Origin of the sequence: Paenibacillus zeirhizosphaerae, assembly GCF_030705605.1 — a bacterium.
Classification (GTDB): Bacteria; Bacillota; Bacilli; order Paenibacillales; family Paenibacillaceae; genus Paenibacillus; species Paenibacillus zeirhizosphaerae.
In genome coordinates this window covers 20,674-39,893 of the sequence record NZ_JAPCKK010000008.1, presented here as the reverse complement: position 1 = coordinate 39,893, position 19,220 = coordinate 20,674, and the positions used below count along the sequence as shown (strand labels likewise).

Below are 19,220 nucleotides of genomic sequence, written 5' to 3'. Positions count from 1 at the left end.
TGGAGAACGAATCTGTTGTATGAGTTCCATTATAAGGTTCCAAACAAAGGTTCGCAATGAAATTTTTAAGCGAGTAGACATGAGGGGTGAGTTAAAGTTGGCAGGACATCTTGTTCAATATGGTCGACGCACTCGGCGCAGTTATGCACGTATTAACGAGGTACTTGAAGTTCCGAACCTTATTGAGATCCAACAAAAATCTTACGATTGGTTTTTGGAAGAAGGATTGCGTGAAATGTTCCAGGATATTTCGCCAATTCAGGACTTCACGGGTAACCTGGTTTTGGAATTTATCGACTACAGCCTCGGAGAGCCTAAATATACAGTAGATGACGCGAAAGAACGCGACGTTACGTATGCAGCGCCACTTCGGGTAAAAGTCCGGCTTATTAATAAAGAAACCGGAGAAGTGAAAGAGCAGGAAGTATTCATGGGAGACTTCCCGCTGATGACCGAAACCGGTACATTTATTATTAATGGTGCGGAACGGGTTATTGTCAGCCAGTTGGTTCGCTCTCCCAGCGTCTATTTCAGTACAAAAGTAGATAAAAACGGGAAAACGGCATACACTGCAACGGTTATTCCTAACCGGGGTGCATGGCTCGAATTGGAGATGGATGCGAAGGATATTATCTATGTCCGCATCGACCGTACTCGTAAAATTCCAGTAACTGTTTTGCTGCGTGCCCTTGGTTTTGGTACTGATGCTGAAATCCTGGAACTGCTCGGCAATGACGAATACATTCGCAATACGCTTGATAAAGATAACACGGATTCCACGGAGAAAGCGCTGATCGAAATTTATGAGCGTCTTCGCCCGGGTGAGCCGCCAACATTGGATAATGCGAAAAGTCTGCTCGTAGCACGCTTCTTCGATCCAAAACGTTACGATTTGGCCAATGTAGGCCGCTATAAAATCAATAAAAAGCTTCATATCAAGAATCGCTTGTTTAACCAGCGTCTTGCTGAATCCCTGATTGATACCACCACAGGTGAAATTATTGCTGAAGCTGGGCAAATGGTTGACCGTCGTCTGCTGGACGAAATCATGCCATATCTGGAAAATTCGGTTGGACACCGCACGTATCATGTTGCGAGCGGCGTGCTGGACAGCAACGACATTCCTCTTCAAACGATTGATGTATTCTCTCCGATTGAAGATGGCAAAGTCATCAAGCTGATTGCTAACGGCAATATCGATAAGACGGTTAAGAATATTACGCCGGCGGACATTATTTCCTCCATCAGCTATTTCATTAACCTGCTTCACGGTGTCGGCAGCACGGATGATATTGACCACTTGGGTAACCGCCGTCTGCGTTCTGTAGGTGAACTGCTGCAAAACCAGTTCCGTATTGGTCTGTCCCGTATGGAGCGTGTAGTTCGTGAAAGAATGTCGATTCAGGATGCGAATGTTATCACACCGCAAGCTCTGATCAACATTCGTCCGGTGATCGCTTCCATCAAGGAGTTCTTTGGCAGCTCTCAGTTGTCCCAGTTTATGGATCAGACGAATCCGTTGGCGGAATTAACGCATAAACGTCGTCTGTCTGCATTGGGACCGGGCGGTCTGACGCGCGAACGCGCGGGCATGGAAGTACGGGACGTTCACCCGAGCCACTACGGCCGGATGTGTCCGATCGAGACTCCGGAAGGACCGAACATCGGTCTGATCAACTCGTTGTCGACCTTTGCGCGCATTAATGAGTACGGCTTTATTGAAGCCCCTTACCGCTGGGTTGATCCGAAGACCGGCAAAGTAACGGAACAAATTGATTACCTGACGGCCGATGAAGAGGATAACTATGTTGTTGCCCAGGCGAATGCAGAGTTGAACGAAGACAATACATTTAAAGATGAAGTCGTGATTGTGCGTTATAACAAGCAGTCCGACAATATCATCCCGATGCAGAGCAGTCGTGTAGACTACATGGACGTTTCACCTAAGCAGGTTGTGTCAGTCGCAACAGCATTGATTCCGTTCCTGGAGAATGACGACTCCAACCGTGCCCTGATGGGTTCCAACATGCAGCGGCAGGCAGTTCCGCTTCTCATTCCTAAGGCTCCTTTGGTGGGTACAGGGATGGAGCATAAAGCAGCTAAAGACTCCGGTGTATGTATTGTATCCAAGTATGACGGGATTATTGAACGTTCTTCCGCCAATGAAATTTGGCTGCGCCGCGTTGAGACTGTGGACGGCAATGAAGTCAAAGGCGATATTGTTAAATATAAATTACACAAATTTATGCGTTCGAACCAAGGAACATGCATCAATCAGCGTCCGATTGTCAAACGCGGAGATGCAGTGAAAAAAGGGGATATCCTTGCAGACGGACCTTCGACCGAAATGGGCGAACTGGCTCTGGGACGCAACGTGGTCGTAGCCTTTATGACGTGGGAAGGTTACAACTACGAGGATGCGATCCTTCTCTCCGAGAAGCTCGTGAAAGAAGATGTGTACACCTCCATTCATATTGAGGAGTACGAATCCGAAGCGCGGGATACGAAGCTGGGACCTGAAGAAATTACTCGGGATATTCCTAACGTTGGTGAAGAGGCGCTCCGCAATTTGGATGAGCGTGGAATTATCCGCATCGGTGCAGAGATTGGTGCTGGCGACATTTTGGTTGGCAAGGTAACACCTAAAGGCGTTACAGAACTAACTGCTGAGGAACGTCTCCTGCATGCGATCTTCGGTGAAAAAGCACGTGAAGTACGTGATACCTCCTTGCGTGTGCCTCACGGTACGGACGGTATCGTAGTTGACGTGAAGGTGTTTACACGCGAGAATGGCGACGAGTTGCCGCCAGGTGTTAACCAGCTTGTACGTGTATACATCGCTCAGAAGCGTAAAATTTCCGAGGGTGACAAAATGGCCGGACGTCACGGTAACAAGGGTGTCGTTGCCCGTATTCTCCCGGAAGAGGATATGCCGTTCCTGCCAGACGGTACGCCTGTCCAGGTCGTACTGAACCCGCTGGGCGTGCCTTCGCGGATGAACATCGGTCAGGTGCTCGAAGTTCATCTGGGTATGGCTGCTATGCGTCTCGGTATTCACGTGGCCACACCGGTATTCGACGGTGCGAACGAGTATGATGTGTTTGACACCATGGAAGAAGGCGGCATGCAGCGCAACGGTAAAACTGTACTTTATGACGGCCGTACCGGTGAGCGCTTTGAACGTGAAGTAACGGTCGGCGTCATGCATATGATCAAGCTGGCGCATATGGTTGACGATAAAATTCATGCCCGCTCCACAGGTCCTTACTCGCTTGTTACGCAGCAGCCGCTGGGGGGTAAAGCCCAATTCGGCGGTCAGCGCTTCGGTGAGATGGAGGTGTGGGCACTGGAAGCATACGGTGCTGCTTATACACTGCAGGAGATTTTGACCGTGAAATCCGATGACGTGGTAGGACGTGTGAAAACATACGAATCGATCGTTAAAGGTGAAAATGTTCCGGAGCCAGGTGTTCCTGAATCCTTTAAAGTATTGATCAAGGAACTGCAGAGCTTGGGGATGGACGTGAAGATTCTGTCCGAAGATGAGCAGGAAATTGAGATGAAAGAAATCGATGACGAAGATGAGAACACTAGTGATAAACTGAGCCTGAATTTGGAGGGCACGGAAGTCGGAATAGAATAAATTGTTTCTTTCTGGCAAGTGTGCTCGTCTACGACAATGGCAATGTGCAGGCTCCTGTAGCGGCTCGTGAAAAGCGGGCCGTTATGGAACCTAGTAATTAGGATAGGGTTAAGGAGGGTTGCTCCTTGTTGGACGTCAACAATTTCGAATACATGAAAATCGGGCTTGCATCCCCGGAAAAAATTCGCTCTTGGTCCCGCGGAGAAGTGAAGAAGCCGGAAACTATCAACTACCGTACGCTTAAACCGGAAAAAGAAGGGCTGTTCTGCGAGAAGATTTTCGGGCCTACCAAGGACTGGGAGTGTCACTGCGGTAAGTACAAGCGCGTTCGTTATAAAGGCGTTGTTTGTGACCGTTGCGGAGTAGAGGTAACCCGTGCCAAGGTTCGGCGCGAGCGGATGGGTCATATTGAATTGGCTGCTCCTGTATCACACATCTGGTACTTTAAAGGAATTCCAAGTCGCATGGGCCTTGCGCTCGATATGTCTCCACGTTCCCTTGAGGAGATCATTTACTTCGCATCTTATGTTGTAACGGATCCAGGCGATACGCCGCTGGAGAAAAAGCAACTTTTGTCTGAAAAGGAATACCGCAGCTATCGTGAAAAATACGGCTACGGCTTCCAAGCAGGTATGGGTGCTGAAGCTGTCAAAAAGCTTCTCCAAGATCTCGATATCGATAAAGAACTCGAATTCCTGAAGGAAGAGCTGCGCACGGCTCAAGGCCAGCGCCGCAACCGTGCCATCAAACGTCTTGAAGTCATCGAAGCCTTCCGTAACTCCGGCAACCAGCCGGAATGGATGGTCATGGACGTGCTGCCGGTTATTCCTCCTGAGCTTCGCCCGATGGTTCAGCTCGATGGTGGGCGTTTCGCCACTTCCGATCTGAACGATCTGTACCGCCGTGTAATCAACCGGAACAACCGTCTGAAAAGACTGCTTGACCTGGGCGCGCCGGACATTATTGTACAAAACGAAAAACGCATGCTTCAAGAAGCTGTCGATGCGTTGATTGATAACGGCCGCCGTGGACGTCCGGTTACAGGCCCTGGTAATCGTCCTTTGAAATCGCTCAGCCATATGCTGAAGGGTAAACAAGGACGTTTCCGTCAGAACTTGCTGGGTAAACGGGTTGACTATTCCGGTCGTTCCGTTATCGTTGTAGGTCCTTATCTGAAAATGTACCAATGTGGTCTGCCGAAAGAGATGGCGTTAGAGCTGTTTAAACCTTTTGTAATGAAAGAGCTTGTAAATAAAGGGCTCGCTCATAACATTAAGAGTGCAAAACGCAAAGTCGAGCGCGTAAGCGCCGAAGTGTGGGATGTGCTGGAAGAAGTGATCAAGGAGCATCCGGTTCTGCTGAACCGTGCCCCTACGCTGCATCGTCTCGGTATTCAGGCTTTTGAACCGATTCTGGTTGAAGGACGCGCGATCCGTCTGCATCCGCTCGTATGTACGGCTTACAATGCCGACTTCGACGGTGACCAGATGGCCGTGCACGTGCCGTTGTCCGCTGAAGCGCAAGCTGAAGCACGTCTTCTGATGCTTGCCTCCGGGAACATTCTGAACCCGAAAGACGGCAAGCCGGTCGTTACTCCGTCTCAGGATATGGTCTTGGGATCTTACTATCTGACGATGGATAACAAGGAAGAAGAAGGAGCGGGCATGATCCTGGGCAGCGTCAATGAAGCTGTATCCGCCTATCAGCGTGGAACCGCAGGCCTGCATGCACGTGTAGCTATTCCGGTGAAGGCGCTTGGTAAAACGAGCTTCACCGAAAAACAGCAAGGTGCATTGCTGATCACTACAGTTGGTAAAATTATCTTTAATGAAATTTTCCCAGCGAGCTTCCCGTATATCAATGATGCGACACGTTCCAACCTGCTCTACGGAACAGCGGAGGAATTCTTTGTCTACGATAAAGGTGTCAACATTACGGAAGCGATTCAGAACGCGCCGCAGGCGAATGGGGTGGGCAAAGACTATCTCGGCAATATTATCGCCCGCTGCTTCGAGATTTACCATACAACAGAGACGGCTGTGATTTTGGATAAAATCAAACAGCTCGGCTTCACATACTCTACTCGTGCAGGTGTAACTGTAGCGGTATCTGACGTTATCGTGCCGGAAGAGAAGAAGAAGATTTTGGAAGAATCCGATGCCAAGGCGCAAATTGTTACGAATCAGTACCGTCGTGGTCTGATTACGAACGAAGAGCGTTATGACCGGATCATCGACATCTGGTCCAAGGCGAAAGATGAGCTGACAGATGTGCTGTTGAAATCCATGGACCGCTACAACTCTATCATGATGATGGTGGACTCCAAAGCGCGTGGTAACAAGTCACAGATTACCCAGCTTGGCGGTATGCGTGGTTTGATGGCGAACCCGTCCGGACGGATTATCGAGCTCCCGATCAAATCGAACTTCCGTGAAGGTCTGACAGTACTCGAGTACTTCATTTCCACGCACGGTGCCCGTAAAGGTCTGGCGGATACAGCGCTCCGTACGGCTGACTCCGGTTACTTGACACGTCGTCTCGTCGATGTTGCACAGGATGTGATCGTTCGCGAGGATGATTGCGGTACGGATAAAGGCTTTACAGTTGGTCGTATTCAGGACGGTAAAGAGGTTATCGAGGATCTGTACGACCGTCTTGAAGGGCGTTACTGCTTCGAAACTGTACGTCATCCGGAGACGGGTGAAGTTCTTGCCCGCCGCAATGAGCTGATCGATTCCGACAAGGCGGAAGCAATCGTCAAAGCAGGGGTCGACAAGGTACAAATCCGTTCGGTGCTCAGCTGCCGCGCCAAACATGGTGTGTGCAAAAAATGCTACGGCCGCAACCTGGCTACAGGCAAACATGTTGAGATCGGAGAAGCGGTTGGTATCATCGCTGCCCAATCCATCGGCGAACCTGGAACACAGCTCACGATGCGTACGTTCCACACCGGTGGTGTTGCGGGTGACGATATCACTCAGGGTCTGCCTCGTATTCAGGAGCTCTTTGAAGCACGTAACCCTAAAGGTCAAGCCACGATCAGTGAGATTGACGGTAAGGTCAAAGAAATCCGCGAAGGCAAAGACCGTCGTGAAATCGATATTGATGGGGAAGCAGAAACCAAAACGTATTCCGTTACCTATGGTTCACGTCTGCGCGTAAGCGAAGGCATGGCTATCGAAGCTGGTGACGAACTGACAGATGGTTCCATCGACCCTAAAGAAATGCTGCGCATCAAAGGTATTCGTGGCGTACAGAACTACATCCTTCAGGAAGTTCAGCGCGTATACCGTAACCAGGGCGTAGAAATCAATGACAAGCACGTCGAAGTTATGATTCGTCAGATGCTTCGCAAAATCCGTATTATTGATGCGGGCAATACGACGCTTCTGCCGGGCTCTTTCGTTGACGTTCACGAATACGAAGCAGCGAATAAAGTTGCCATCCTGAACGGCAAGGAGCCGGCGGTTGCCAAGCCGATCCTGCTCGGTATTACCAAAGCGTCGCTTGAAACGGATTCCTTCCTGTCCGCAGCTTCGTTCCAGGAAACAACACGCGTGCTCACTGATGCAGCTATCAAAGGCAAAGTGGACCAATTGCTTGGCCTTAAAGAGAATGTTATCATCGGTAAGCTGATCCCTGCGGGTACGGGTATGAGCCGCTACCGCAACGTGCAAATCGTGGAGCCTGGTAACGGGGAGTCTCCGTCTGAAGAGTTTGAAACGGTAACGGCTGACTAAGAGCAGCGAACTATGCACCGATTTTCCGGTGTGATAAGGTTAGGAACGTGTGTATGGAGGGGGAGGGTCTATGTCTCCTCCTCCTAACCCTGTTCCGAAGGCTTTTTAGATATCAATTAATATCTTGACATTGATCGTAGTCAATGCTAATATAGCAAAGGTGCGTGAGTTGCAGGATTGTGATTAAGGTGATTTCGGAGGAATGCGAAATGTCTAAAGAACAAAGTCTGCAGGATGCTCATGTCAAGATCGGTACCAAACAGACTATTAAAATGGTTGAATTGGGCTTCGCCTCGGAAGTATATTTGGCCGAAGACGCAGATCCGCGTCTCACTTCCAAACTTATTGAACTGTGTGACAAGCACGGGGTTAAAGTGACGTTGGTGGATACGATGAGTAATCTCGGTAAAGCTTGCGGAATTGAAGTGGGAGCTGCAATGGCTGCTATCGTAAAACAATAAGGTAAGGAACGTTTTTGTCAGAGGATTTAAGTAATTCCAAAAGGCAAAAACTTTTCATTTGTTCTTTTATGAACCGCCTGGGTCTGTGGACTTAAAAAGTGAGTTTATCAAAAGATCATGAAGAATTGAGGAAGGAGGTGGCAACACAATGCCAACTATTAACCAATTGGTGCGTAAAGGCCGTAAAGCCAAAATCGACAAGTCGAAATCACCGGCTCTGCAAAGAGGCTTCAACGCTCTGAAACGTGAAGCTACCGATATCAGCGCTCCGCAAAAACGCGGCGTCTGCACTCGTGTAGGTACAATGACTCCGAAAAAACCGAACTCCGCACTTCGTAAATATGCCCGTGTTCGTTTGACGAACCGTGTAGAGGTGACGGCTTACATTCCGGGTATCGGACATAACCTGCAAGAGCACAGTGTTGTGCTGATTCGCGGAGGTCGTGTAAAAGACCTTCCGGGTGTACGTTACCACATCGTACGCGGAGCTTTGGATACAGCAGGCGTAAACAACCGTATGCAGGCTCGTTCCAAATACGGCGCGAAACGTCCTAAAGCTAAAAAAGCCTAATAAATGACCCGGCAACAGCCGGTTGAACAAATGAGAAAGGGGGATATCCATGCCACGCAAAGGTCCAGTTACCAAAAGAGACGTGTTGCCTGATCCGGTGTATAACAGCAAGCTTGTTACACGTTTGATCAACCGCATCATGCTCGACGGAAAACGCGGAGTTGCTCAAAGCATTCTGTACAATGCGTTCAAGCTGATTCAAGAACGTACGGGCAATGATCCAATGGAAGTGTTTGAAGCAGCTATCAAGAATATCATGCCAGTCCTGGAAGTTAAAGCTCGCCGTGTAGGCGGTGCCAACTACCAAGTACCAATCGAGGTTAAACCTGAGAGACGTACATCCTTGGGACTCCGTTGGCTCGTTAACTACTCCCGCAACCGCGGTGAGAAGACGATGGAAGAGCGTCTCGCTGCAGAAATCATCGACGCATCCAACAACACTGGTGCTTCCGTTAAGAAACGTGAAGACACGCACAAAATGGCTGAAGCGAACAAAGCGTTTGCTCACTACCGCTGGTAGGATTCAGTTCACTAATAAACTTCAATTTTGAAGGGAGACCCATTTCATGGCTAGAGAGTTCTCCTTGAAAAATACACGTAATATCGGGATCATGGCTCATATTGACGCGGGTAAAACCACTACGACTGAGCGGATTCTGTTCTACACAGGCCGTACGCACAAAATCGGTGAAGTTCACGAAGGCGCTGCGACAATGGACTGGATGGAACAGGAACAGGAGCGCGGGATTACGATTACTTCCGCTGCTACTACTGCTGCTTGGAAAGGTCACCGCGTTAATATCATCGACACCCCAGGGCACGTTGACTTCACTGTTGAAGTTGAACGTTCCCTTCGTGTATTGGACGGAGCAGTAGGTGTTTTCAGTGCGAAGGAAGGCGTAGAGCCTCAGTCTGAAACCGTATGGAGACAGGCTGACCGCTACGGTGTTCCTCGGATCGCATATGTAAACAAAATGGACATTATCGGTGCTGACTTCCTGAACGTTGTTGCCGACATGCGTGACCGCCTTCAAGCGAACGCTGTTGCAATTCAACTGCCAATCGGCGCGGAAAATGACTTCATCGGTATCATCGATATCATTGAGCAAAAGGCATATATGTACAAGGATGACCTTGGTCAAAATATCGAAGAAGCCGAAATTCCTGCGGAGTACAAAGACAAAGTCGAAGAACTTCGTATGGAACTGATCGAGAAGGTTGCAGAGTTGGACGAAGAACTTACTATGAAATATCTTGAAGGAGAAGAGCTGACGATTGAAGAAATCAAAGGTGCTCTCCGTCAAGGTGTCGTAGAAGTTAAGATTTTCCCGGTTATCTGTGGATCTTCTTATCGTAACAAAGGGGTTCAGTTGATGCTCGACGCAGTTATCGACTTCCTGCCTGCTCCAATCGACGTACCAGACATCAAGGGGCTCCTTGAAGACGGTACAGAAGCTGTTCGTAAGTCTTCTGATGAAGAGTCTTTCTCTGCACTGGCTTTTAAAATCATGACAGACCCTTACGTTGGTAAATTGACATTCTTCCGCGTATATTCCGGTGTGCTTCAATCCGGCTCTTACGTATTGAATGCAACCAAAGGCAAGCGCGAGCGGATCGGACGTATCCTTCAGATGCATGCGAACAGCCGCCAAGAGATCTCCGAAGTTTACTCCGGTGACATCGCTGCTGCCGTAGGTTTGAAAGATACCAGCACAGGTGATACACTGTGTGATGAGAAGCACCCGGTAATTCTGGAATCCATGAACTTCCCGGATCCGGTTATCGAAATTGCGGTTGAGCCGAAAACCAAGGCTGACCAAGATAAAATGGGTGTGGCTCTCGGTAAGCTGACGGAAGAAGATCCAACTTTACGTGCGCACACGGATGAAGAGACAGGCCAAACGATTTTGGCTGGTATGGGTGAGCTTCACCTGGATATCATCATCGACCGTATGCGTCGTGAGTTTAAGGTAGAAACCAACGTGGGTAAACCACAGGTTGCTTACCGTGAAACATTCCGTCAACCTGCTCGTGTGGAAGGTAAATTTGTTCGTCAGTCCGGTGGTCGTGGTCAATACGGTCACGTATGGGTTGAATTCGAGCCTCTGGAAGCAGGTACAGGCAGCCAGTTTGAGAGCAAAGTTGTCGGTGGTTCCGTTCCACGTGAGTACATCGCTCCAGCTCTTGCAGGTATCGAAGAACAAATGAAGAACGGTGTACTTGCCGGCTTCCCGCTTGTAGACGTAAAAGCTACCATCGTCGACGGTTCTTACCATGATGTCGATTCCAACGAAATGGCGTTTAAAATTGCCGGCTCGATGGCGCTGAAAGCAGCGAAAGACAAATGTAAGCCTGTATTGCTCGAGCCGATTATGAAAGTTGAAGTAACGGTTCCTGAGGAGTACATGGGTGACGTGATGGGTATGTTGAACTCCCGTCGTGGCCGTATCGAAGGTATGGATTCCCGCGGTGGTGCTCAAATTATCCGTGCTAAGGTGCCTCTGTCCGAAATGTTTGGTTATTCAACAACACTTCGTTCCGGTACACAAGGCCGTGGCGTATTCTCGATGGAACTCTCCCATTATGAAGAAGTTCCTAAGAATATTGCTGAAGAAATCGTCTCCAAGTCCAAAGGCGAGTAATAAGTTTTACATGATCGTCAGGTATTACGAATATCCATTTGTTAGCCTGGCGATCTAAACATAAACCCATGATATTGAGGAGGAATTGTTCAAATGGCAAAGGCAAAGTTTGAACGTACTAAACCACACGTTAACATTGGTACTATCGGTCACGTTGACCATGGTAAAACAACTCTGACTGCTGCAATCACAACTGTATTGTCCAAAACTTACGGCGGTGCTGCAGTAGCATTTGATCAAATCGATAAAGCGCCAGAAGAAAGAGAACGTGGTATCACAATCTCCACAGCACACGTTGAATACGAAACTGATCAACGTCACTATGCTCACGTTGACTGCCCAGGCCACGCTGACTATGTTAAAAACATGATCACTGGTGCTGCTCAAATGGACGGAGCAATCCTGGTTGTATCCGCTGCTGACGGCCCAATGCCGCAAACTCGTGAACACATCCTGCTGTCCCGTCAGGTAGGCGTTCCTTACATCGTCGTATTCCTGAACAAATGCGACATGGTTGAAGACGAAGAGCTTCTGGAACTGGTTGAAATGGAAGTTCGCGATCTGTTGAGCGAATATGAATTCCCAGGCGACGACACTCCAATCACTCGTGGTTCCGCTCGTGAAGCTCTGCAAAATCCAGATGGCGAGTGGGCACAAAAAATCGTTGAGATGTTCAAAGAAATCGATACCTACATCCCAACTCCAGAACGCGACACTGACAAACCTTTCTTGATGCCTGTCGAGGACGTATTCTCCATCACTGGCCGTGGTACAGTTGCTACTGGTCGTGTAGAGCGTGGTGTGGTTAAAGTCGGCGATGAAATCGAAATCGTTGGTATCCACGAAGAAACTAAGAAATCCGTAGTTACGGGCGTTGAAATGTTCCGTAAATTGCTGGATTCCGCTCAAGCTGGTGACAACATCGGTGCCCTGCTGCGTGGTGTTGATCGTAGCCAAATCGAGCGTGGTCAAGTACTTGCTAAGCCAACTTCCGTTAAGCCTCACACTGAATTCACGGCTCAAGTATACGTACTGACTAAAGAAGAAGGCGGACGTCATAAGCCTTTCTTCACTGGCTACCGTCCACAGTTCTATTTCCGTACAACTGATGTAACAGGTATCATCAACCTGCCAGAAGGTACTGAAATGGTTATGCCTGGCGACAACATCACAGTTACTGTACAACTGATCGCTCCAATTGCGATCGAAGAAGGTACTCGCTTCGCGATCCGCGAAGGTGGCCGTACAGTAGGTGCTGGTGCCGTAGCATCCATCCAAAAATAATAAGGGACACCCCTTGAATATAAGCAACATTGTACTGGAACGAGCAACAGTGTATTGTAAAGGGATTGAACGCCTCCATCCAATGGATGGAGGCTTTTTTACTTGTGGGATACAGGCAAAAAAACTTTTGGGATTTTGCTTGCATTGGGCTTATATATTCTATATAATAAGAATGTTGTTTGTGACTGTGCGATGATGTGAGAGGTTACTGACACACCCGGCCCCTTTGCCATGAGGCAGTGGTCAGAAAATTTTCACGGAGTATGTCCGATACCAAATTGGGCGATAGAAGGAGGGACTAAAATGGCAAAGCAAAAAATTCGTATTCGTTTGAAAGCATACGATCATAGAATTCTTGATCAATCCGCTGAGAAAATTGTTGAAACAGCGAAACGTTCGGGTGCAGGTGTTTCCGGACCCATTCCGCTGCCTACTGAAAAACAAGTGATTACTATTCTCCGTGCGGTGCACAAGTACAAGGATTCCCGGGAACAATTCGAAATGCGCACACATAAGCGTCTGATCGACATCGTTAACCCGACTCCACAAACTGTGGATGCCTTGATGCGCTTGGACCTGCCGTCCGGTGTAGATATCGAAATTAAATTGTAATAAGCATGCGTGATTAAAGAAAGGAAAAGAGGTGTCAACATGAAAGGTATCTTAGGGAAAAAACTTGGAATGACCCAAGTGTTTACCGCTGAAGGCAACGTAGTTGCAGTTACAGTTATCGAAGCTGGTCCTAACGTGGTTCTGCAGAAGAAAGACCTCGAAAACGACGGCTACGAAGCGGTACAGCTCGGTTTCTCCGATAAGAAAGAAAAACGTGCGAACAAACCTGAAGCAGGACATGCGAAAAAAGCAAATACTGCACCTAAGCGCTACGTTCGTGAATTCCGCGGTGTTGATCTGGCAGGATATGAGATTGGCCAAGAACTCAAAGCTGATATCTTTGCAGAAGGCGAATTCGTTGACGTAACAGGTACATCTAAAGGTAAAGGTTTCGCTGGTGTTATCAAACGCTGGGGACAAAGCACGGGTCCTATGTCTCACGGTTCCCGTTACCACAGAGGACCAGGCTCCATGGGTTCTATCCAAGCGAACCGTGTTCCTAAAGGCAAACGCCTCCCAGGACATATGGGTCATGATACAGTAACTATTCAACATCTTGAAGTTGTGAAGGTTGATACAGAGCGTAATGTGCTTCTCGTAAAAGGCTCTATTCCAGGACCAAAAAACAGCTTCGTGAAAATTCAAGCAACGGTGAAGAAATAATCGATTGAAGAAAGGAGGAACACGAAATGCCCAAAGTAGCAGTCTACAATATCAGCGGTAGCCAAGTTGGCGAAGTTGAATTGAAAGATACAGTTTTCGGTATCGAGCCGAACAAGCACGTTCTTCATGAAGCAGTTCTCTTGCAATTGGCATCCCTGCGTCAAGGAACACACAAAGTAAAAGGTCGTTCTGAAGTGCGCGGTGGTGGTCGTAAGCCTTGGAAACAAAAAGGTACAGGTCGCGCTCGTCAAGGTTCAATCCGCGCTCCGCAATGGAAAGGCGGCGGTACTGTTTTCGGACCGACACCTCGCAGCTATGCTTACAAACTGCCTAAGAAAGTTCGCCGTCTGGCTATTAAATCGGCACTGTCTTCCAAAGTGATCGAGAACCAAATTATCGTACTGGACGCTCTGACTATGAACGCTCCAAAAACGAAAGAATTTGTTGCCATTTTGAATAACCTCAAAGCTGATCAAAAAGCTTTGATCGTAGCTCCTAGCTATGATGATAATGTGGCTCTTTCCGCAAGAAATATTCCTGGCGTGAAATTTGTCGCAGCAGATGGCATTAATGTTCTTGACGTGCTCAAACACGACAAACTGATCATTACGAAAGAAGCAGTCCAGAAAGTTGAGGAGGTGTTCGCGTAATGAAAGATCCTCGTGATATTATCAAACGTCCAATCATCACTGAGCGTACGGCTGAAATGATGAATGACTTGAAATATGTGTTTGAAGTAGACATTCGTTCGAATAAAGTGGAGATCAAGAAAGCGATCGAAGCGATTTTCAACGTGAAAGTTGCAAATGTGAACACACTGCGTGTTCCTGCGAAACCTAAACGTTACGGACGCTATTCCGGATACACCAGTGAATGGAAAAAAGCTTTTGTAACGCTGGCTAAAGACAGTAAACCACTCGAGTTTTTTGAAACGGTATAATTGAAACTGTAAAGTAAGGAGGGAAATTCAGTGCCAATCAAAAAGTACAAACCGACATCCCCGGCAAGACGTGCAATGTCCGTCTCTACTTTTGAAGAGATTACGACAAATCAGCCGGAGAAATCCTTGCTGGCGCCTCTGAGTAAAAAAGCCGGCCGCAACAACCAAGGTAAAATTACGGTTCGTCACCATGGCGGCGGACACAAGCGTAAATACCGTATTATCGATTTCAAACGCAACAAAGATGGAATACCGGGCCGCGTTGCTACGATCGAATACGATCCAAACCGGACTTCCAACATCGCACTGATTCACTATGTGGACGGCGAAAAACGCTACATCATCGCTCCTAAAGGTCTGAAAGTAGGAGACGAAGTGGTATCCGGAGCAGGTTCTGATATTAAAATCGGCAACTCTCTTCCGCTGGAAAATATTCCGGTTGGTACGGTTATCCACAACATTGAGCTGAAGCCAGGCAAAGGCGGACAATTGGTTCGTGCAGCGGGAACAGAAGCTCAGCTTCTTGGTAAAGAAGAGAAATATGTTACTGTACGTCTTTCTTCCGGTGAAGTACGCCGCATTCTGAAAGTTTGCCGCGCTACGATCGGTTCCGTAGGTAACGAAGACCATGAGCTCGTTAAAATCGGTAAAGCTGGACGCAGCCGCTGGTTGGGCCAACGCCCTGAAGTGCGCGGGGTAGTAATGAACCCTAACGATCACCCTCACGGTGGTGGTGAAGGTCGTGCTCCAATCGGACGCAAATCGCCTATGTCCCCATGGGGCAAACCGACTCTTGGTTACAAAACACGTAAAAAAGGTAAAGCTTCTGATAAATACATCGTTCGCCGCCGCACGAAGTAATGTACGCTGTGCATAAAGCGTGAATGAGCCGCAAGAACGAGAACGTTTGATGAAGGGAGGATTCACACATGAGCCGCAGTCTTAAGAAGGGTCCATTTGTAGATGGATACCTGTTGAAAAAAGTTGAGGTGCTGAACGAGCAGGACAAGAAGGTCGTAATCAAAACTTGGTCCCGCCGTTCTACTATTTTCCCTCAGTTCATCGGACACACTTTCGGTGTATATGATGGCCGTAAGCATGTGCCTGTATATGTAACTGAAGATATGGTTGGCCACAAACTGGGAGAGTTTGCTCCAACCCGTACGTACAAAGGCCACACGGACGATGACAAGAAAACAAGAAGATAATGAACCAGTGTCATGTTTGAGAGGAGGTAAACTCAATGGAAGCAAAAGCACATGCTAGGTCTGTACGGATCTCGGCCCGCAAAGTTAAGCTCGTTATTGACTTGATTCGCGGTAAGAAAGTGGGTGAAGCGATCGCAATTCTTCGCCACACGCCTAAATCCGCTTCTCCAGTAGTTGAGAAGCTGCTCAACTCTGCGATTGCAAATGCGGAGCACAACTATTCCATGGACGTAAACAACCTGGTTGTTTCTGAAGTGTTTGTCAACCAAGGTCCAACGATGAAACGTTTCCGTCCACGTGCAATGGGACGTGCAAGCCGGATTAACAAACGCACCAGCCACATCACTTTGGTGGTATCTGAAAAATAAGGAGGGAAAACGTGTGGGACAAAAGGTAAATCCCGTCGGACTCCGAATCGGTATTATCCGTGATTGGGAATCCAAATGGTACGCAGGCAAAGATTTCGGTGATCTTTTGCTGGAAGACGTTAAAATTCGTGAACACCTTAAAAATAAATTGAAAGACTCCGCTGTATCCCGTATTGAAATCGAGAGAGCGGCGAACCGCATCAACGTAACAATCCACACTGCGAAACCAGGTATGGTTATCGGTAAGGGTGGTTCTGAAGTTGAAAATCTGCGTGGTGCAATCACCAAAATCGCAGGCGGTAAGAAAGTTCACATTAACATTTCTGAAATTAAAAACCCTGAGCTGGACGCAATTCTGGTTGCTGAGAGCATTGCACAACAGTTGGAGCGTCGTGTTTCCTTCCGTCGTGCTTTGAAACAAGCGATCCAAAGAACAATGCGTGCAGGAGCTAAAGGGATTAAAACTCAAGTGGGCGGCCGTCTTGGCGGTGCTGAGATCGCTCGTTCGGAAGGCTACAGTGAAGGAACTGTTCCACTGCACACGCTTCGTGCCGACATTGATTATGGTACAGCGGAAGCTCATACTACTTATGGCCGTATAGGCGTAAAAGTATGGATCTATCGTGGAGAGGTTCTTCCTACGGCTAAGAAACAAGCTGCTCAGGAAGGAGGCAACTAATCATGTTGGTACCAAAACGTGTCAAACACCGCAAGCAACAACGCGGTCACATGAAAGGCCGTGCTAAAGGCGGGACAACTTTGAACTTCGGTGAATACGGTCTGCAAGCTCTTGAACCTTCTTGGATCACAAACCGTCAAATCGAATCTGCCCGTATCGCGATGACTCGTTACATCAAACGTGGCGGTAAAGTTTGGATTAAAATTTTCCCTGACAAACCGATTACTCAGAAGCCTCTCGAAGTGCGGATGGGTAGCGGTAAAGGTAACGTAGAAAAATGGGTTGCAGTAGTGAAACCTGGTAAGATCATGTTCGAACTTGCCGGTGTACCGGAAGAAGTTGCTCGCGAAGCAATGCGTCTTGCCGCTCACAAGCTGCCAATCAAAACGAAGTTTGTGAAACGTGAAGAATTGGGTGGTGAAGTAAATGAAGGCTAGTGAATTTCGCAACCTAACCACTGCTGAACTTGAGCAAAAAATTTCCGGGTTTAAAGAAGAACTCTTTAACCTCCGCTTTCAACTCGCTACCGGTCAACTCGACAATCCTACTCGCATCCGTGATGTGCGTAAGGAAATTGCTCGTGCTAAAACCGTGATTCGTGAAAGAGAACTTGGAATTAGCTAAGATCACAGATTGGAAAGTACGCCGTCTGTATTCAGGAAGGAGGCTAACAAATGAGCGAACGCAATGCCCGTAGAGTGCAAGTTGGTAAAGTAGTTAGTGACAAAATGGATAAAACGATTGTGGTTGCTGTAGAAACCTACAAAAAGCATGATCTGTACCATAAACGCATTAAGTACACTAAAAAGTTCAAAGCTCATGATGAAAACAACACTGCGAAAATCGGTGATACTGTTAGAATCATGGAAACTCGCCCTCTGTCCAAGGATAAAAACTGGAGACTGGTCGAGATCGTTGAAAAAGCAGTAATTATTTAATGAACCTGCAGTTTTGCCGAAAGGAGGAAATCTAAATGATTCAACCATTTACACGTTTGGCTGTGGCTGACAACTCCGGTGCGAAGGAATTGATGTGTATCCGCGTACTCGGTGGTACGGGACGTCGTACGGCTCAAATCGGTGATCTGATCGTTTGTTCCGTAAAACAAGCAACACCAGGCGGCGTTGTCAAAAAAGGTGACGTTGTTAAAGCGGTTGTGGTTCGCACGAAACGCTCCACTCGCCGTAAAGACGGATCTTATATCGGTTTTGACGAAAACGCAGCAGTTGTTGTTAAAGAAGATAAAAGCCCGCGTGGAACACGTATTTTCGGACCAGTTGCTCGCGAACTTCGCGATAAAGACTTCATGAAAATCGTTTCCTTGGCACCGGAAGTTATCTAATAGCGGATTCTACGGAATTTCGAATAGAGCAAGTTCTTAACCCCTTGTATCAAGGAAGCTATAGGAGGTGTACGAAATGCCAAGAGTGAAAAAGGTTCTGGAATCCCATAACAACAAGCTTCACGTCAAAAAAGACGACACGGTTATGGTGATTACCGGTAAGGATAAAGGTAAAAAAGGTCGTGTTATCGCTGCTTATCCTCGTGAAAACCGCGTGCTCGTGGAAGGTGTTAACATGATGAAAAAACACCAAAAGCCTAACCAGCAAAATCCACAGGGCGGTATTATCGAGCAAGAAGCGCCGATCCATGTTTCCAACGTTATGCACATTGATCCTAAGAGCGGAAAAGTAACCCGTATCGGTTACAAAGTGCTGGAGAACGGTAAAAAAGTGCGCGTTGCTAAACGTTCCGGAGAACAAATCGATAAATAAGACTGTTTAAAGAAAGGAGGCCCATAATTCATGGCAGCAAGAATGAAAGAGCGTTACCTGAATGAAATCAGTCCTGCTTTGATGCAGAAGTTCAATTATACAACGGTTATGCAGGTTCCGAAGATCGAGAAAGTCGTAATTAACATGGGGGTTGGCGACGCTGTTCAAAACTCCAAAGTGCTTGATTCGGCTGTTAACGACATGCAACTGATCGCTGGTCAAAAGCCGGTTATCACGCGTGCGAAGAAATCGATCGCCGGTTTCAAACTGCGTGAGAACATGCCAATCGGGGTTAAAGTAACACTGCGCGGCGAGCGCATGTACTACTTCCTGGACAAATTGTTCAACATCACGCTTCCGCGTGTACGTGACTTCCGTGGTGTATCCACCAAAGCTTTTGACGGCCGTGGTAACTACACACTGGGTCTGAAAGAACAACTGATCTTCCCAGAGATCGAGTATGATAAAGTTGATAAAGTGCGCGGTATGGACATCGTTATTGTAACGACTGCCAAAACCGATGAAGAGTCCCGTGAGCTTCTGACTCAACTGGGCATGCCTTTTGCAAAGTAATGTTGGCTTAACGTTTTGGGTTTTATAATAACCCTTTTCTCCGAAACTAATTAGGAGGTGT

Annotated in this window: 21 protein-coding genes; all 21 read left to right on the top strand. The window is 47.8% G+C overall.

Features of this window, described 5'->3' with window-relative positions; all coding sequences use genetic code 11:
* The first annotated feature begins 97 nt into the window (after positions 1-97).
* The 21 genes from rpoB to rplE all read left to right on the top strand — a co-directional run bounded on the left by rpoB (position 98) and on the right by rplE (position 19,159).
* The gene (gene rpoB, locus OIN60_RS04010) at positions 98-3,643 is read left to right on the top strand and encodes a DNA-directed RNA polymerase subunit beta (RefSeq protein WP_305753592.1); all 3,546 of its coding nucleotides are present in this window, start codon (positions 98-100) and stop codon (positions 3,641-3,643) included.
* Positions 3,644-3,768: 125 nt separating this feature from the next.
* On the top strand, positions 3,769-7,383 hold the full coding sequence (rpoC, locus tag OIN60_RS04005; protein ID WP_305753591.1) for a DNA-directed RNA polymerase subunit beta': 3,615 nt from the start codon (positions 3,769-3,771) through the stop codon (positions 7,381-7,383).
* A 209-nt stretch (positions 7,384-7,592) separates the two neighbouring features.
* Positions 7,593-7,844, top strand: a complete 252-nt coding sequence (locus OIN60_RS04000; RefSeq protein WP_305753590.1) for a ribosomal L7Ae/L30e/S12e/Gadd45 family protein — start codon at positions 7,593-7,595, stop codon at positions 7,842-7,844.
* Positions 7,845-7,992: 148 nt separating this feature from the next.
* Positions 7,993-8,415 carry a 30S ribosomal protein S12 gene (gene rpsL / locus OIN60_RS03995; protein ID WP_305753589.1) on the top strand — a complete coding sequence of 141 codons (423 nt, stop codon included), beginning with the start codon at positions 7,993-7,995 and terminating at the stop codon, positions 8,413-8,415.
* Between the two features lie 49 nt (positions 8,416-8,464).
* Complete coding sequence (gene rpsG, locus OIN60_RS03990; RefSeq protein WP_007432586.1) at positions 8,465-8,935, top strand: 30S ribosomal protein S7; 471 nt, start codon at positions 8,465-8,467, stop codon at positions 8,933-8,935.
* A 46-nt stretch (positions 8,936-8,981) separates the two neighbouring features.
* Complete coding sequence (gene fusA, locus OIN60_RS03985; protein WP_305753588.1) at positions 8,982-11,057, top strand: elongation factor G; 2,076 nt, start codon at positions 8,982-8,984, stop codon at positions 11,055-11,057.
* A gap of 93 nt (positions 11,058-11,150) precedes the next feature.
* Complete coding sequence (gene tuf, locus OIN60_RS03980; RefSeq protein WP_305753587.1) at positions 11,151-12,341, top strand: elongation factor Tu; 1,191 nt, start codon at positions 11,151-11,153, stop codon at positions 12,339-12,341.
* Positions 12,342-12,644: 303 nt separating this feature from the next.
* Positions 12,645-12,953 carry a 30S ribosomal protein S10 gene (rpsJ, locus tag OIN60_RS03975; RefSeq protein WP_006676490.1) on the top strand — a complete coding sequence of 103 codons (309 nt, stop codon included), beginning with the start codon at positions 12,645-12,647 and terminating at the stop codon, positions 12,951-12,953.
* A 39-nt stretch (positions 12,954-12,992) separates the two neighbouring features.
* Positions 12,993-13,616: a 50S ribosomal protein L3 gene (rplC, locus tag OIN60_RS03970; RefSeq protein WP_305753586.1), complete on the top strand. Its 624-nt coding sequence runs from the start codon at positions 12,993-12,995 to the stop codon at positions 13,614-13,616.
* Positions 13,617-13,642: 26 nt separating this feature from the next.
* On the top strand, positions 13,643-14,266 hold the full coding sequence (gene rplD, locus OIN60_RS03965; protein WP_305753585.1) for a 50S ribosomal protein L4: 624 nt from the start codon (positions 13,643-13,645) through the stop codon (positions 14,264-14,266).
* On the top strand, positions 14,266-14,556 hold the full coding sequence (gene rplW, locus OIN60_RS03960) for a 50S ribosomal protein L23 (protein WP_305753584.1): 291 nt from the start codon (positions 14,266-14,268) through the stop codon (positions 14,554-14,556). The genes rplD and rplW overlap by 1 nt, the downstream gene beginning before the upstream one ends.
* 30 nt (positions 14,557-14,586) lie before the next feature.
* On the top strand, positions 14,587-15,417 hold the full coding sequence (gene rplB / locus OIN60_RS03955) for a 50S ribosomal protein L2 (RefSeq protein ID WP_305753583.1): 831 nt from the start codon (positions 14,587-14,589) through the stop codon (positions 15,415-15,417).
* Between the two features lie 68 nt (positions 15,418-15,485).
* Positions 15,486-15,764 carry a 30S ribosomal protein S19 gene (rpsS, locus tag OIN60_RS03950; RefSeq protein ID WP_305753582.1) on the top strand — a complete coding sequence of 93 codons (279 nt, stop codon included), beginning with the start codon at positions 15,486-15,488 and terminating at the stop codon, positions 15,762-15,764.
* A 35-nt stretch (positions 15,765-15,799) separates the two neighbouring features.
* Positions 15,800-16,132, top strand: a complete 333-nt coding sequence (gene rplV, locus OIN60_RS03945) for a 50S ribosomal protein L22 (protein WP_305753581.1) — start codon at positions 15,800-15,802, stop codon at positions 16,130-16,132.
* Between the two features lie 13 nt (positions 16,133-16,145).
* The gene (gene rpsC, locus OIN60_RS03940) at positions 16,146-16,811 is read left to right on the top strand and encodes a 30S ribosomal protein S3 (protein ID WP_305753580.1); all 666 of its coding nucleotides are present in this window, start codon (positions 16,146-16,148) and stop codon (positions 16,809-16,811) included.
* A gap of 2 nt (positions 16,812-16,813) precedes the next feature.
* Positions 16,814-17,248, top strand: a complete 435-nt coding sequence (gene rplP, locus OIN60_RS03935; protein WP_305753579.1) for a 50S ribosomal protein L16 — start codon at positions 16,814-16,816, stop codon at positions 17,246-17,248.
* Positions 17,238-17,435, top strand: coding sequence for a 50S ribosomal protein L29 (gene rpmC, locus OIN60_RS03930; RefSeq protein WP_305753578.1), 198 nt, complete (start codon positions 17,238-17,240; stop codon positions 17,433-17,435). Before rplP ends, rpmC begins: the two co-directional genes overlap by 11 nt.
* 50 nt (positions 17,436-17,485) lie before the next feature.
* Positions 17,486-17,749 carry a 30S ribosomal protein S17 gene (rpsQ, locus tag OIN60_RS03925; RefSeq protein WP_305753577.1) on the top strand — a complete coding sequence of 88 codons (264 nt, stop codon included), beginning with the start codon at positions 17,486-17,488 and terminating at the stop codon, positions 17,747-17,749.
* 35 nt (positions 17,750-17,784) lie between these two features.
* Positions 17,785-18,153: a 50S ribosomal protein L14 gene (rplN, locus tag OIN60_RS03920; RefSeq protein ID WP_305753576.1), complete on the top strand. Its 369-nt coding sequence runs from the start codon at positions 17,785-17,787 to the stop codon at positions 18,151-18,153.
* A gap of 76 nt (positions 18,154-18,229) precedes the next feature.
* The gene (rplX, locus tag OIN60_RS03915) at positions 18,230-18,586 is read left to right on the top strand and encodes a 50S ribosomal protein L24 (RefSeq protein WP_305753575.1); all 357 of its coding nucleotides are present in this window, start codon (positions 18,230-18,232) and stop codon (positions 18,584-18,586) included.
* 30 nt (positions 18,587-18,616) lie between these two features.
* Positions 18,617-19,159 (top strand): 50S ribosomal protein L5, encoded by a 543-nt coding sequence (gene rplE / locus OIN60_RS03910; protein ID WP_305753574.1) that lies wholly within the window; start codon positions 18,617-18,619, stop codon positions 19,157-19,159.
* The last annotated feature ends 61 nt before the right edge of the window (positions 19,160-19,220 follow it).

Coding starts and splice junctions, on each gene's coding strand:
- tuf (WP_305753587.1), top strand. CDS start 11,151: ATGGCAAAGGCAAAGTTTGAACGTACTAAACCACACGTTAACATTGGT.
- rplD (WP_305753585.1), top strand. CDS start 13,643: ATGCCCAAAGTAGCAGTCTACAATATCAGCGGTAGCCAAGTTGGCGAA.
- fusA (WP_305753588.1), top strand. CDS start 8,982: ATGGCTAGAGAGTTCTCCTTGAAAAATACACGTAATATCGGGATCATG.
- rplP (WP_305753579.1), top strand. CDS start 16,814: ATGTTGGTACCAAAACGTGTCAAACACCGCAAGCAACAACGCGGTCAC.
- rplE (WP_305753574.1), top strand. CDS start 18,617: ATGGCAGCAAGAATGAAAGAGCGTTACCTGAATGAAATCAGTCCTGCT.
- rplC (WP_305753586.1), top strand. CDS start 12,993: ATGAAAGGTATCTTAGGGAAAAAACTTGGAATGACCCAAGTGTTTACC.
- OIN60_RS04000 (WP_305753590.1), top strand. CDS start 7,593: ATGTCTAAAGAACAAAGTCTGCAGGATGCTCATGTCAAGATCGGTACC.
- rpmC (WP_305753578.1), top strand. CDS start 17,238: ATGAAGGCTAGTGAATTTCGCAACCTAACCACTGCTGAACTTGAGCAA.
- rpsQ (WP_305753577.1), top strand. CDS start 17,486: ATGAGCGAACGCAATGCCCGTAGAGTGCAAGTTGGTAAAGTAGTTAGT.
- rpsS (WP_305753582.1), top strand. CDS start 15,486: ATGAGCCGCAGTCTTAAGAAGGGTCCATTTGTAGATGGATACCTGTTG.
- rplV (WP_305753581.1), top strand. CDS start 15,800: ATGGAAGCAAAAGCACATGCTAGGTCTGTACGGATCTCGGCCCGCAAA.
- rplN (WP_305753576.1), top strand. CDS start 17,785: ATGATTCAACCATTTACACGTTTGGCTGTGGCTGACAACTCCGGTGCG.
- rpsG (WP_007432586.1), top strand. CDS start 8,465: ATGCCACGCAAAGGTCCAGTTACCAAAAGAGACGTGTTGCCTGATCCG.
- rplW (WP_305753584.1), top strand. CDS start 14,266: ATGAAAGATCCTCGTGATATTATCAAACGTCCAATCATCACTGAGCGT.
- rpsL (WP_305753589.1), top strand. CDS start 7,993: ATGCCAACTATTAACCAATTGGTGCGTAAAGGCCGTAAAGCCAAAATC.
- rplX (WP_305753575.1), top strand. CDS start 18,230: ATGCCAAGAGTGAAAAAGGTTCTGGAATCCCATAACAACAAGCTTCAC.
- rpsJ (WP_006676490.1), top strand. CDS start 12,645: ATGGCAAAGCAAAAAATTCGTATTCGTTTGAAAGCATACGATCATAGA.